Genomic DNA, 14051 nt, shown 5'->3' with positions numbered 1-14051 from the left:
ACGATGCCGCTTCCCGGGTGGTCCGTCGGTCACACGCGCGTGAGACTGCCTCGCATGCGCTGCGGTACCGGCGCGAAGCGGCAGGCCATGGTGACGGTGTCGATGTTCGGGACGTCCAGGCGGTAGCGGGTGCTCATCAGATAGCACAGGGCCATCAGTTGGAGCGTGCCGATGTCCGCGCCGATGCACTTCTTCGGCGCCCAGCCGAAGGGCACGTAGCACATCCGGTCGGCGGGACCGTGCGGTGCACCGGGCAGGAAACGGTCGGGATCGAAGGTGTCGGCCTGCTGCCAGAACCGGCGATCCCGGTGGATCATGTGCGGACTGACCAGGTAGCTCTGCCCCTTCTCCAGTCGGACGGAGCCGACGTCGAGCGAGACCCGTGCGTCCCGCACCAGCAGAAGTGGAGGGCTCCACATGCGCAGCACCTCCTTGACGAACCGGTGGGTGACCGGCGCCGACTTGGTCGGGGCGGCGCAGAATTCGGCCGCGTCCACGCTTCGCAGCTCGCGGGTGAGCCGCAGCGCCCACCGCGGGTTGCGGGCCAGTTCGTACAGCACGCTGGCGGCCGCGGAGCCGGGCGGGCCGCCGATCGCGGTGAGCACGGCAGTGACGACGTCGAGCGCCCGGTCCATGCCGAGTTCGGGAAGCAGCTCGACGATCGGGTCGGTGAGGTCCTGTTCACGCGCGCGGCGGCCCGACGCACGGTCGCGCAGCACTCTTCGCACGACAAGGCCGGCCCGGACCTGAACTGCGGCGAACCGCACGTGATGGCGCAGCCCGCGGCCCGGGTGACGGTCGATCAGGCGCAGCAGTTTCTGGTGCAGGTCCTCGGTGATCCGCACCGATTCGCGGGCGGTGAGCCCGGACAGGGCGACCGGCAGGATGGACTGCACGGCGATGTCCTGGGCAAGCAGCACGAGGTCGATGTCATCACCGAGCCGGCCGTCGGTGACCTGTTCCATTCGCTTGATCATTTCGGCGGTGTGCTCGCCGGTGAGGAGTGTGTGCAGCTGGGTGAGCCACGCCGTCCGTACGCGCGTCCACGGAATCTGTGCGCTCTGCCTGCGCCGGATCATGTCGATGAATCGGTCGGTCATCAGGAGACCGTTCCAGTTCGCACGGCTCAGCAGGCGTGCCGCGGCCGGGTCGAAGACGGCGAGCTGATCGTCGTTGAGCCAGAAGATGCCGCCCTCGGCCGCGCTGCGCAGCCTCAGATCGTGCAGGAAGTCATCACCATGGTGCGGTGTGGTCATGGCGCTGCCTCTCCCAGCCGGTGTGGGCAGCGACCGGGTGGAGGCCGCCCACACCGGTTCCGATCAGATGTGGTGGTAGATGTACCAGAAGTGGTGCCCGCCGTAACCGGACCGGATGTTGAGGACCGATTTGGCTGTGCGGATGAGCTTCCTCATGCCATTCACCTCCTTTCCAGGGCGGCGGCTCGGTGGCGCAGCTCCGCGGTGAAACGCGGCGGAGCCAGGGCGGGACCTTTTTGGGGTCCGCCGCCGCTCGTGGTGATCGATACATGCCAGTCGCGGGTGATGATGCGGATCAGGTCTTCCAGGAGCGTCGTCGTCAGGGTCGCCCCGGCGCAGGTGTGCGGGCCGTATCCGAACGGCATGAAGGCCGGTTCGTGCGGGGGCGCCGCCCAGCGGCGCGGTAGGAACTCGTCCGCGCGCTCCCAGTGCTCAGGATGGCGGTGTACGAGGTACAGGCAGACGTTCACTTCGTCGCGAGCGCCGACCGTGACGTCGGCCAGTTGGTGTGCGCGGCTCGGCGTACGGTCGAACAGCCAGGCCACCGGCCACAGGCGCAGCGCCTCCCGGACGATCCACGCCGGCTTGTCCGCGGCGGTGCCGGGATTCGTGGCGACGAGGTACACCGCCCAGCCGAGGGCGAATCCGATCGAGCCGACCGTGGCGAACAGGAACGACAGATAGACCTCGGCCACCTCGCCGGGGTCCGTCGCCGAAGCGGCATCACTGACGACGACGTCCAACAGGTCACGCGGCTCGACGACGACACTGCTGCGGCGCGCCCGGACCTCCCGGACCAGCAAGCGCATCACGCTGCGGCGGAATCGGAGCCGGGACAGGACCGTATGGCGCTCTCGTGCCCCGGCCAGCACCGCGCGGGCAATGATGCCGTCCACCGCCGCCAGGAGTTCAACGGGGGCGTCCGGGTGCAGAAGTGCGTCCCGCAGGTGCTCTCGGATCAGCAGATTGCCCGCGTCGGGCCAGCTGCTGGTCGGAGCAAGGCGTGCGCCGACCAGGCGGGACAGGTCCCCGCGGCGGGCGTCGAGTCGGCGGCGCACCAGCTCGCGTGCCGCGCGGCCGATGTCGATCTGCGCCGTTCTGGGGCCGAGGACCCCTGCGCGGGTGCGGAAGAAGTCGGAGGTCTCCCTGTAGGCGCCCGACCGGTTGCCCAGCACCTCACGGGCCGCCTGTGGATTCGCCACGCACAGCCTCCCCGACGCCGAGCGCCACACGTCGCTGTCGGCACCCTCGAACTCCGCCGCCAGGAACTCCAGTGGGTCGTCCCGGTGGGAGGCCGCGCCGCGACGCCGTGGAGCCACCGCACCGTCGGGCGACGACGACCTGGGCATGGCAACCCCCTCGGTCCAGCACGCAGTCGAGACCGCAGACACGGCCGGCCGAGCCGGCCATCGGCGATCGCAAGGCCCTCCGGTGACGCCGAACCGCTCAAGGGACAGCCTCCTCCGCGGGAGGCGGCCTGGGAAGCCGTCCGCGAACATCGTCTGTCGCCCGGTAGGAGAACCGGTCATCAAGTCCGAGCCCGAGTGCCACGCGCCGTGTACGCGGCCGACGCAAGAGCCCCTCCCCGCCGTAGCCCTTCGCCTCACCGAAGCGCGAGCCCTCCATCGGGCCGGGCGGTCACCGTGGCGGGCCCGACAGCGCTGTCAGCAGGGCCGTGCGGGCGTGGTTGAAGGTCAGCCGAGCACCCACGTCCGGGTACACCGAACCTCGGCGTACCCGGACCGTCCCGGCCCCTCTGCCTACCAGTTCCGCGCCCAGTAGGCCGCGTTCATCGCGACGCGGGCCGGAGCCGCGCCGTCCGCGTCATAGCGCCACAGCCCGTCGCCGGGCTCGTTCCGGTACTCCATCTCGTAGGTACCGGTGGTCTTCTCGTTGACGTCGGCGTGCTTCCAGCCGTTGCCCCGGTAATACATCACCCGGTGCTCCGCTTCCTCCATGCCGACGGCGGACCCGAGGACGGCGAGGTCGTCGGCCGAGCCGATCAGGGTCCAGTCGGTTCCTTGCGTCGACTGAGGGTTGTCGCCCGTCCAGTCGAGGAAATCGGACCCCGGCCGCATGTCCCGGCACTGCTGCGTGCGCTCGAACGGCCAGCAGAAGTACGCGAGCCTCAGACCGCTGTGCGGAGTGACGATGGTGACCGCGTCCTCGACGTACAGGTAGGGCGGCCAGTCGGCCAGCTTCTGCTCGACTCCGGTGAGGGCCGCTCGGGCGACCAGACCGCCCATGGAGTGGCCGATGAGGTCGACCGACTGGCCGTTCTTGGAGTAGCGCTCGTAGATGTCCCAGGCGAGCCGCCTCCCCAGTTCCTTGATGGAGAGGTTCTTGTCGCCCGTGGCGATCCTGACGTCGCAGTTCACGTCGCCCTGGTAGTAGCCGACCATGTGCAGGGGCCCCGACCAGCCCTCGCTCCTGAAGAGGTCGCGAGCCGGGCGCCAGCCGTCCAGGCAGTCGCTGCCGGGCGAGTCCGAGGAGACACCCAGGTAGCCCTTGAGGAAGTAGACCGGCTCATTGACCGTGTCGTCCCGGGGCGGGGCCGCGGCGCGTGCCTCGGCCACGGAAGCGCTGCCGGAGGACGCCGAAGCGGCCGTCGCCCCACCCGTCACCAGCATGGCCACCACGACCACCAGCACAGCCACGAGGTGCGCCAAGAGGCGCGATGTTCTGTGTACAGGCACAGCTCCACGTACAGGCATGGTTCCTCCTTCGTCAGGCCGGTCGAGGTACTGCACCGGACGCTAACAAGGGGGCCCCGCCCGCGAATCCAGCAGCGGGTTGACCTCCGCCTACCGCCTGGGTTGACGAGGCAGCCACGTACAACCGGCGCCGTAGCGCGGGCACCCCGCCGAGGCTCCCGATGTGCTGATCGCCCTGGTAGGAGACGCGCGGCGCGGACAGCAGGGCTTCGTTGACGAGGGCGGCGAACAGCTCCAAGAGCTGCACCGCGCCGCTGGTCCCTCCGCAGGCCACAGCACCTCGTTCTCCGTGCGTACGCGGACGGCGAGCCAAGGCGTGTTGGCGATGGTGAAGAGCATGGCAGTGATCCATGCGGTGTGGACGAGGGGCAGGGCGATGCCTTCGATCAGGACGATGAGGTAGTTGGGGTGCCGCATCCAGCGGTAGGGCCCGGTGGCGACCAGCGGTATCCCCGGCACGACGATGACGCGGGTGTTCCAGCGGGGGCCGAGCGCCCTCATGCACCAGGCGCGGCCCGCCTGCACGAGGATGAGGACGGCCAGCGCCGGCCAACCGATCAAAGGGACGAAGGCGCGGTCGGTGAGCGCGACCTCCGCAACGGTCCCGACGAGCAGGCAGACATGCAGGAGGATCATGACGGGGTGGTGGCGTCGCCCGTACTCGACGCCGCCACGGTCGACGGCCCATCGCGCGTTCCGACGGGCGGTTCCCAGTTCGACCAGGCGCACGGCGGCCAGCGCGGCCATGAGAACGAACAGACTTACGGGGATCGTGGCCCAGCCCAGGGACATGGCGGATCGTCCTTCTCACTCCCGGGACGGCGGAATCCTCGCCCGACCGCCCATCGGATTACGCGTTCGCGAGCCGGTTGAGGCGTTCGGCCAGGGCGCGGTATCTGCCGGCACGGTCCGCTGATTCGTCCATGTGGGCGGCGATCTCCTCCTGGGCGTGCTGTCCGACCGGTGTGAGTCCGGTGGTGTCGAGGGCGCCGAGCATGCGGACGAAGGGAAGGGCGATGTCCTTGTAGTAGATCTCCGGGGAGAGGATGCCCGACCTGGCCATGGAGCTGACCAGCCGGCCGAAGCCGGGTGCGGCGTGGCCGGGAGGGCGGAACGTCCTGAGGACTTTGGCCACAGCCTGCAGCGTTCGGTCGGGGTGCATACGCATACACGCCTGGAGGGTGGTCCGGTAGAAGAGCATGTGCCGGTTCTCGTCGTGGGCGATGCGCTGCATCAGGGCCCCGCACGCCGGTTCGTCGCACAGTCGGCGAATTCCCTGGTAGCTGACGCGGGTGCCGAGCTCCTGGACGGTGACGTAGACCAGGGAGGCGATGAGGTCGCCGCGGTAGTCGATCTCGTAGCCGTGCTGCACATGCGCGGCGCGCGCGTCCTCCATAAGCACCGGATCGGCACTGCGGGTGACCACGAGGTAGTCACGGATGGCGGTGCCGTGCCTGGCCTCCTCCATGGTCCATCGATTGACCCAGACACCCCATGGGCCGTCGAGCGACAGCATTTCCCCGATCACCCGGTGGTAACTGGGCAGGTTTTCCTCGGTGAGCAGACTGTAGAGGAGGCCGTCCCGAGCGGCCGCCTTCAGTTTCTGCTGGGAGGGGTCCCATGGCTCCCCCTCGAGAAGACCGTCGTAGTCACGGCCCTGGCTCCACGGGATGTACTGGTGCGGGTACCAGTCGACGGTGGTCCGCAGATGCGTGTCGAGGGCGTCGGCGACCACCGGTTCGAGGTCGATCAGGATGCGTACGTCTGCGGGGATGGCGGGCACGGTCCGTGACGCCTTTCTTGTCAGGCAGTTCAGGCGGTCGTCTCAGGCAGTTCAGGCGGTCGTCAGGTTTCGGTAGCGGCGGGTGGCCCCCTACCAGCGGAGGAGGACCAGTTCGATGGCGAACCCCGGCCCCATGGCGGCGACCAGGCCGGGCGCGCCCGCGGGAGGCGGCGTTTCCATGGCCGCGTGCAGGATGTCCAGTACGGAGACGGACGAGAGGTTGCCCCGCTCGGCCACGGAGCGCCGGGTGAGTTCCAAGGCGCCGGGCCGCAGGTCCAGGGCCCGCTGTACACCGGTGAAGACCTTCGGTCCGCCTCCGTGGATGATCCAGCTCGCGATCTGGTGCGGTGTCAGTGCGTGCCGCTCGAGGAGCCCTTGGACGGCCGTGGGCAGGTGCTTCTCCGTGAGCGTGGGGACCTCGGGCGACAGCAGGATCCGGAAGCCGTGGGAGCCGATGTCCCAGCCAAGGACGTCCTCGGTGCCGGGGACCAGCAGGCTGTGGGTGTCCACCAGCTCGGGCCCGGCGGGGCAGCCGTCCCGTCGGGCTCCGAAGGCCACGACGGCGGCCGAGCCGTCCCCGAAGAGGCTGCCGGCGACGATGTTCGCCACGGAGCCGTCCTTGAGCTGGTGCGCCAGTGTGCACAGTTCCACGGCGAGAAGGACGGCCACTTGGTCGGGGTGGGCCAGTAGGTAGTCATGGAGCCGGGCCAGCCCCACGGCACCTCCGGCGCAGCCGCTGCCGAACAGCGGGATACGTTTGACGTCCGGCCGTAGCCCGACCCGGTGGGCGAGCCGAGCCTCCAGCGACGGCACGGCCAGCCCGGTGACGGTGGTGCTGATCACCGCGTCGACCTCCTCCGGCCGGACGCCCGCGGTGCGCAGCGCGCCGACCAGCGCCTGTTCCCCCAGGTCCATGGCGGTGTCGAGCCAGACGCGGTTCTGCTCGGTGAAGTCCTCCCTGCGGGCGAGATCGACGAGCTTCTCCAGCGGCAGGGACAGCGAGCGGGTCTCCACACCCGAGTTGGCATGGATCTTGCGGAGTACCAGAGCGCCCGTCTCGGACTCCAGCAGCGACGTGCGGGCCAGGGCGGCCAGGATCTCTTCCTGCCGGTACTGGTACGGCGGGAAGGCCGTCCGGATCGCCGCCACCCGTGGGCCGGCGACCGCCGACTGCCGGGTGCGGTCGTGTGTCGCCTGGGGCATCGACATCAGCTTCCGCCTTTCTTCACAGGTGTAGTGATCACAGGTGTAGTGATCAACAACGGGGGCCTGCTGCGGGGCGGGGCCCACCAGTTCGCCGGACCAAGGACCGCCATGACGGCGGGCACCAGAACTCCCCGCACCAGGACGGCGTCCACGAGCGCGCCGAACGCGACGCCGATGCCGATGAACTTGAGCAGGGCGACGTGGGAGGTGGCCATGGCCGCGGTCGAGATCGCCACGGCCGCCGCGGCGGACGTCATCAGCCGGCCGGTGCGGGCGACGCCCTCGATGACCGAGGTGCGGTTGTCTCCGCAGCGGTCGTACTCCTCCCGGAGACGGCCGAGCAGGAAGACCTCGTAGTCCACCGACAGGGCGAGCGCGATGAACAGGACGAACAGCAGCGTCGAGGCGTCCAGCGTTCCCGTGGTGGTGAAGTGGCCGAGCACTGCGCCGCCGTGGCCGTCCTGGAAGAGAACGACGAGCGCACCAAGGCTCGCCCCGAGGCTGGCGGCGGCCACGATCAGAGCTTTCAGAGGGGCGATCAGGCTACGGGTGAAGACGCTGAGGAGGGCCAGGAGCCCCGCGGCCAGCAGACACAGGCACCACGGGAGGGCGCCGAGGACGGCGTCCGCCGTGTCGACGGCCTCCGCGGCTCGTCCGCCCACCGCCACGCTTCCCGGCGCGGGGGTTTGTCGCACCTCGCGCACGACGGTGTCCGCCTCCGGCGTGCCGGGCGCGGCGGACGTGGCCGCCAGCAGCACGAGTGCCTCACCGGACGGAGCCACACGCGCCACGCGTACGCCAGTGATGCCCGGGACACGGGCGAGTCGGTCGCCGTACGCCGGTGCACCGTCCGTCGCCCGCGGTCCGGTGACGACCACGTTGAGGAGCCGCTCCGGTGGCGCGGTGAACTCGGCGCGCACACGCTCGGCCGCTGCGGCAGCCGGAGCCGAAGCAGGCAGTGTGCGTTCGTCCACAATGCCGAGCCGGGCGTGGGTGAAGGGCAGGGCCAGCAGGGTCAGCAGCAGCACCGACAGGCCGCCCGTCAGGAGGGGCCGGGCGGTGACCGTGGACGTCGTGCGACGCCAGAAGCGACTCCCGTCCCCGGTACGGGCACGCCGCCACCGCGCCAGCGGGTCCCATGCCTGGGCCCGGGGGCCGAGCAGCCGCAGACAGGCGGGCAGCACGGTCAGGGCGACCAGCGCCGCGAGCACGGTGACGACCATGCCCGCCAGGGACAGCGCGCGCAGCATCGGCACCGGCACCACCAAGGCGGTGGCGAGGCACACGGTGACGGCGGCGGCGGAGAACGCGACCGAACGGCCGCTGGAGCGGCGGGCGGCCGCCAGCGCCGTGTGAAGGTCCGCGCCCCGCGCGATCTCCTCCCGTACGCGGGCCAGCAGGAAGAGGCTGTAGTCGACGGCCAGGCCGAAACCGATCGCCGAGGCGGCGTTCACCGCGACCCGTGACACGTCGGCCACCTGCGCCAGCAGGCCCAGGACCGGGACGGTGCAGCCGATGGCCAGCGCGGCCACGACGACGGGCAGCACCGCGGACACCACGGAACCGTAGGCGAAGACCAGGACGACGAAGAGCACCGGCGCGGCCAGCAGTTCGGCCCGGCTCAGATCGCGCTCGATGGTCTCGTCGATCTCCCGGTTGGCCCACACCTCGCCGCTGGGCTCCACCCGCATCCCCGGGGCGGCCGCACGGGCCGCCGCCACCACACCGGGCGCCACCTGTTTACGTTCCTTGTCCGTCCCCTTCAGCCGTACGCCGACCAGCAGGGTCCGTCCGTCCTTGGAGCGCAGCCACGTGTCACCGGTGGTCTGTGCCGACCACACGGTCTTGACGTCGCGCTGCCCGGCCAGCGTCTCCCTCATCGCTGTGGTGCCGTCCCGGACGGCGGCCCCACGTTCACCGTCTCTGCGCCGTGAATCGCCGGCGCGCTGCGAAACGCCGGTTCGCTGCGAAACGCCCACGCGCTGCGAAACGGCCAGGAGCAGATCGGGCGAGGGCACGCCGAGTCGCTCCGCCTGCCGTCCGGCACGCGTCGCCTCCGTGTCCGTCGCGACCGCGCCTCCGGTGCTCAGCGTCGAGAGGGCAACCGGGGCAAGCACCCCGGCGCACACCGCCGCCAGCAGGGCGCTCACCAGCACCAGCCAGGCCCGGCGCCGCACCGCATCCATCCATGTGCCTCCGTTCCGGACGCTTCGTCCCGCTCCCGCTAGGAAGCCGTGAACAGCAGAACGGCGTTCTGGCCGCCGAAGCCGAAGGAGCAACTGATCCCCGCCTCGCCGCGCGTGGGGCGGGGGCGTCCGGCGACGATGTCCAGCTTGTGGTCCCCGTCCTGGCCCTCGAAGTTCGCCACCGGCGGGACGGCCGCATGGCGCAGCGCGAGCACCGTGTACGCCGCCTGAATCGCCCCGGCCGCCCCCAGCGCGTGCCCGATCACGCCCTTGGACGCGGTGACCGGCGGCCCGTCGTCACCGAAGACGCGGACGAGGGCTCGTGCCTCGGCCGCGTCGTTCAGCGGGGTGGAGGTGCCGTGCGCGTTGACGTGGCCGACGTTCCCCGGCTCGCACGCGGCGTCGGCGAGAGCAGTGCGGATGGCGCGGACCGCGCCGTCGCCCTGCGGGTGCGGGGCGATGGGATGGTGCGCGTCGGCACCGGCACCGTAGCCTCGCAGCAGCGCCAGCACGGGAGCCCGGCGGGCCCGGGCCGCGCCTGCGCGTTCGAGGACGAGGATGCCGGCGCCCTCGCCCAGGACGAAGCCGTCACGTTGCGCGTCGAACGGCCGGCTGGCCAGAGCCGGTTCAGCCGTGCGCCGGGACAGTGCCCGCATCCGCGTGAAGCACGTGGCCGTCATGCGCGAGCGGGCCGACTCGCTGCCGCCCGCCAGCACGATGTCGCAGGTGCCGGATCGCAGCAGGTCACGTGCCACTCCGATCGCGGTGGCGCCCGACGCGCAGGCACTGGCGGTGGTGAAGTTGGGACCGCGCGCGCCCAGGTCGATGGCGACCTCGCCCGCGGCCATGCTCGGAACGCTGCGCGGGAGCGCGAGTGGCGAGACCCGCTCCGGCCGCCCGGCGCCGAGGTGGCCGAACTCGGTGACGTAGGTACTCAAACTGTTCGATCCCACGCCCAGCACGACACCGACTCGCTCCGCTTCCCAGGCATGACGATCGAGGCGCGCGTCCGCGACGGCCCGCCGGGCGGCGACGAGGGCGAACTGGATGAAGCGGTCCCCGCGCCGCGCCGCCGCCCGGCCGAGTTCCGTCTCGGCGTCGAAGTCCGTCACCCGGCAGGAGAAGTCGACGGGCAGGTCCGCCAGGCCCGGATCCGTCGCGGCCAGCGAACGCCCCCGGCACAGGGCCGCCCAGTTCGCCTCCGCCGTATGCCCGGCGGGAGTCACGAGCCCCAGGCCGGTGACCGCGATCTCAGCGCGCATGCTCGAACGCCCGAGCCGCCTCGCCCAGGGTCGAAGACGGGCGCAAATCCAGAGCGTTCTCGGGCAGGACGATCCCGTACTCCTCCTCCGCCCCCACCACCAACTCCATCAGCGACAGCGAGTCCAGGCCGAGACTCTCGAACGTCGTCCTGCCGGAGAACTCACCGGCATCCGCCTTGACACCGAGGTGGCCGGTCAGCAGGGCCACCAACTCCTCGGGAAGCTCGGACTCCGTCACGCCTTCCGCCGCCTGCCTCATGCCTGGATCTCCTGTCCGCTCGCTGCGAGAGGCCGTGCGGCGCTGCCCGCGTTCCTCCGTTAAAAGCCACGCGCGCAGGAGCCTTGCGTCTCGAGCCACTTCACGTGTCGGCCGAGCGGGTCCTGCACCTGTCGCCCGGCCGCACCCAGCTTTGGCTGCGCGCCACCGTGTAAACACCAGCGAGGGGTGGAGGGAACGATCTATCACTCGTTAGGACCCGCAAGGCCACTGGTTCAGCGGCGGGCCGGACGGGCGCAGCGCACGTTCCCGGAGGTGATCGCGTCCCGGGGCAGGGCGAGGCCGAAGGCCCGTTCCAGGCCTTCGAAGAACAGCGCGATGTTGTCCGTCCAGTTGCCTGCCTTCTCCGCGATGCGCAGGTGCCGGTTGAGGAAGGACAGCGGCGCTTCGGGGGCGAACGGCGGCTCCCCCGGGGTGTACCAGATGAGCTCGTACATGTCCCGCTGGTCTTCGGCGCCGTCCTCGACCGGGAAGGGGTTCTGGTACACCCCGTCCTCGAAGTAGCTGAAGTCGTAGATGGCCTTGGCCATGGTCGCGCCGAGCGTGATCTGCTGCTCGGGAGCCGGGTCGAGCGAGCGCGTGAAGGCGTGGTCGAAGTCGTGGTAGCCCAGCCACGTCCAGCCGTTCTCCTCCCCGAAGGCCAGCACGCGGGTGAGGTCCTCGGTGCCCTCCCGTGCGTCCCGCTCCTCGACCTGGTGGAGCAGCAGCCCGTCGGCGATGTCCTGCGCGTCGGCCCCGTAGGCGAGGGCGACCTCCTCGGCGGTCAGTCCCTTGATGAACACGAGTTCCGTGAAGGGCTGTTGGTTCCGCCAACTGCCGGCGATCCACGCCACACCGTCGCCCACCGGGCCCTGGCGGGCGAGGAACTCCTCGAACGCGGCCGCCTGCTTCGGGGGCATGTGACTCTGGCGGGCCGTGCTCGCCCTGTCCTCCAGCCAGTCGAGCTCCGCCACGGACCTCAGTTCGGCGACGACCACCCGGTCCCGCACGAAGGTCATCCGCCCCCCGTCAGCGTGCACGTACCGGATGTACGGGCCCTGCGGGTCCGGGCCGAACGGGTGCCCCTGCCCCGATCCGGATCTGGGCCGGTGTCGCGCGCCGCCGTGGGCCCGTTGGGCGAAGTGTTCCAGCTCGGCGAGTTCCGCCGCGGGCAGGAGCACACTCGTCGGCTCGCCGCCGTCGACGACACACACCCGCTCGCCGGTCTCCTCGACGCGAGCGACAAGACCCGCGAAGTCCGCTATGGCGTCGCTCAGTTCAACGTTGTCCATACGAGGGGACATTACTGGCGGCAATGCGGCCGCCGGGCCGGGGGTGGGACACCTGGCGGCCACCAGGCTTGCAGCGCAAGGGAGTTCGGCGACCCCGGCGGGGCGCCGACCGGCGTGTGCGCGGTCGACGCCCCACGGGCGGTGGCAGGTCAGAGATCTCCCCTGTCACGCGCGGTCGGAACGCTCAGAACTGCAGGGCCCAGGACCCGATCGTCCCGGTGTCGTTGGCCCAGTTGTCGGTCACGCGCAGCTGCCACGTGCCGTCGGCGGTCTCGCTCGAGGCGTCGACGCGGTAGGTGGCCCGGACGTCGTCGGCGCTGTCATTGCTGTCGTAGTTCTTCAGGAGGTAGACCGTTCCGTCGGGTGCGACGAGTTCGACCTTCAGGTCGCCGCGGTAGGTGTGCCGGATGTCCACGGCCACGGACAGGTCTGCGGGCGCCCTGCCGGTGACGCCGGTGACGGGGAGCGGCGATTCGACGGTGGCGTTGTCGCGGATCGGGTAGTCGTCGGTGTTCTCGAACCTCTTGCCGGTGGGCGGGGTGGTGTCGCCGCCGCCCGTGTGCAGGAGCTTGTTCGGGGAGCCGGTGCGCGGGTCGGTCACCTTGCCGGGGGTGGCGTCGGCGACCAGCTGGTCGCGGACCTGGGCCGGGGTCCACGTCGGGTGGGCGGCGAGCAGCAGGGCGGCGGCACCCGCCACGTGCGGGGAGGCCATGGAGGTACCGCTCATCGTCTGCGAGGCACTGTCACCGGCGTTGGACGAGGAGACGATGCTGTCGCCCGGCGCGAAGATGTCCAGACAGGAGCCGTAGTTGGAGCCCTGCCCGTTGGACCAGCCGGTGGCGCGGGCGTCCCGGCTGTTGGTGGCCCCCACCGTGATGGCCGACGGGGTGGAGGACGGGGAGTACGAACACGAATCGGCGTTGTTGTTCCCGGCCGCCACGACCCAGGCCACCCCCGAGGATATGGAGGCGGCCACCGCGTCATTGACGGACTCGGTCCTGCCGCCACCGATGCTCATGTTGGCCACGGCCGGCTTGACCGCGTTCTTGGTGACCCAGTCGATTCCGGCGAGGACCGGGGCCCAGGTGTCGCCCGAGGTGCCCTGACAGTTCAGCACGCGCACGCCGATCAGCTTGACGCCCTTGGCGACGCCGTACGCGCCGCCGCCGACGGTCCCGGCGACGTGCGTGCCGTGCCCCTGGCAGTCGGAGGCGTTGGAGTCGTCGTCGATGAAGTCGTAGCCGCTGACCGCGCGGCCCCCGAAGTCGCGGTGGGTCATGCGGATGCCGGTGTCCACGATGTACGCATTCACGCCCGAGGCGTTCGTGTCGTACGTGTAGCTCCTGTCGACCGGCAGGTCGCGCTGGTCGACGCGGTCCAGCCCCCAGGAGGGCGGGTTGGTCTGAGTGTCGACCGCGTAGGCGACGGCGTCGGCCTCCACGCGGGCCACCGTCGGGTCGGCGGCCAGTTCCTTGGCCTCGCCTTCCGTCATCCGCACGGCGAAGCCGCGCAGGGCGACGGTGTACGTGTGGCGCAGGCTCCCCGCGTGCTCCTTGGCCAGGGCCTTCGCGGTGGCGGGGATGTCAGCGCGGGCGACCGAGTTCTTGAAGGTGACGATGTACGAGCCGTCGACGGCGCCGGGGCGGTCCGCCCCGACGATGCGGCCTTCGCCGCCGCCCGGCGGCACGGGAGCGGCTACGGCGCCGGAGGTCGCGGCAACTCCCGCTAGCAGGGCGGTACTTGCGCCGACGGCGAGTGCGCGCCGGACGACGCGAGCGTCGATCTTCATGGGTTCTCCTCGGGTACGGGGTGGGGGCTGCACCATGCGGGGGTGCACGAGTAACGCCATGCACATGACAGCGGCATAGGCGCGGCGGTCAGGACGCGGGGATGTATGGGTTGGGGACCGAGACGTACGAGGTGGCGTCGTCGGACGGGGCAGAGCTTCGGTCACACGGAAGCGGCACAGCAATCCGTAGCGCTACCCAAAGAGTGGGCGGCGGGGCGGGGCTGTGGTCAGGACCTCTCGTCGTTCGGGGCGACGCACGGTCCGACGACCGCCCTGACGGGGGTGTCGGCATTCCGTAGGTGGTGGG

At 70.7% G+C, this 14051-nt stretch carries 11 protein-coding genes and 1 pseudogene; all 12 read right to left on the bottom strand.

All coding sequences use genetic code 11. The annotated features are described in order from the left end of the window. Positions 1-29: 29 nt before the first annotated feature. Complete coding sequence (locus AC07DO_RS37705) at positions 30-1256, bottom strand: cytochrome P450 (protein ID WP_479066632.1); 1227 nt, start codon at positions 1254-1256, stop codon at positions 30-32. Between the two features lie 63 nt (positions 1257-1319). Continuing rightward, positions 1320-1412, bottom strand: a complete 93-nt coding sequence (locus tag AC07DO_RS37700) for a hyalucidin A family RiPP precursor (RefSeq protein ID WP_479066630.1) — start codon at positions 1410-1412, stop codon at positions 1320-1322. A gap of 5 nt (positions 1413-1417) precedes the next feature. Then, complete coding sequence (locus tag AC07DO_RS37695) at positions 1418-2605, bottom strand: cytochrome P450 (protein ID WP_479066629.1); 1188 nt, start codon at positions 2603-2605, stop codon at positions 1418-1420. A gap of 411 nt (positions 2606-3016) precedes the next feature. Beyond that, positions 3017-3925: an esterase/lipase family protein gene (locus AC07DO_RS37690; protein ID WP_479066627.1), complete on the bottom strand. Its 909-nt coding sequence runs from the start codon at positions 3923-3925 to the stop codon at positions 3017-3019. A gap of 318 nt (positions 3926-4243) precedes the next feature. Beyond that, a pseudogene (locus AC07DO_RS37685) lies at positions 4244-4762 on the bottom strand (isoprenylcysteine carboxyl methyltransferase family protein); the annotation flags it as partial. A gap of 58 nt (positions 4763-4820) precedes the next feature. After that, positions 4821-5753: an acyl-ACP desaturase gene (locus tag AC07DO_RS37680; protein WP_479066625.1), complete on the bottom strand. Its 933-nt coding sequence runs from the start codon at positions 5751-5753 to the stop codon at positions 4821-4823. Between the two features lie 90 nt (positions 5754-5843). Continuing rightward, complete coding sequence (locus tag AC07DO_RS37675; RefSeq protein WP_479066623.1) at positions 5844-6956, bottom strand: type III polyketide synthase; 1113 nt, start codon at positions 6954-6956, stop codon at positions 5844-5846. 5 nt (positions 6957-6961) lie between these two features. Then, on the bottom strand, positions 6962-9145 hold the full coding sequence (locus tag AC07DO_RS37670) for an MMPL family transporter (protein WP_479066622.1): 2184 nt from the start codon (positions 9143-9145) through the stop codon (positions 6962-6964). Positions 9146-9183: 38 nt separating this feature from the next. After that, positions 9184-10407, bottom strand: coding sequence for a beta-ketoacyl-[acyl-carrier-protein] synthase family protein (locus AC07DO_RS37665; RefSeq protein ID WP_479066620.1), 1224 nt, complete (start codon positions 10405-10407; stop codon positions 9184-9186). Continuing rightward, positions 10397-10666 carry an acyl carrier protein gene (locus AC07DO_RS37660; protein WP_479066618.1) on the bottom strand — a complete coding sequence of 90 codons (270 nt, stop codon included), beginning with the start codon at positions 10664-10666 and terminating at the stop codon, positions 10397-10399. Before AC07DO_RS37660 ends, AC07DO_RS37665 begins: the two co-directional genes overlap by 11 nt. Before the next feature lie 233 nt (positions 10667-10899). Further along, a complete protein-coding gene (locus tag AC07DO_RS37655; protein WP_479066616.1) occupies positions 10900-11955 on the bottom strand; it encodes a type II toxin-antitoxin system Phd/YefM family antitoxin in 1056 nt (351 codons plus the stop codon). A gap of 184 nt (positions 11956-12139) precedes the next feature. Beyond that, positions 12140-13744 (bottom strand): S8 family peptidase, encoded by a 1605-nt coding sequence (locus AC07DO_RS37650; RefSeq protein WP_479066614.1) that lies wholly within the window; start codon positions 13742-13744, stop codon positions 12140-12142. Positions 13745-14051: the final 307 nt, after the last annotated feature.

The organism is Streptomyces sp. NPDC045678 (genome assembly GCF_056432085.1).
The sequence above is the reverse complement of the archived record's forward strand: the minus strand, read 5'-3'. Positions and strand labels throughout refer to the sequence as shown.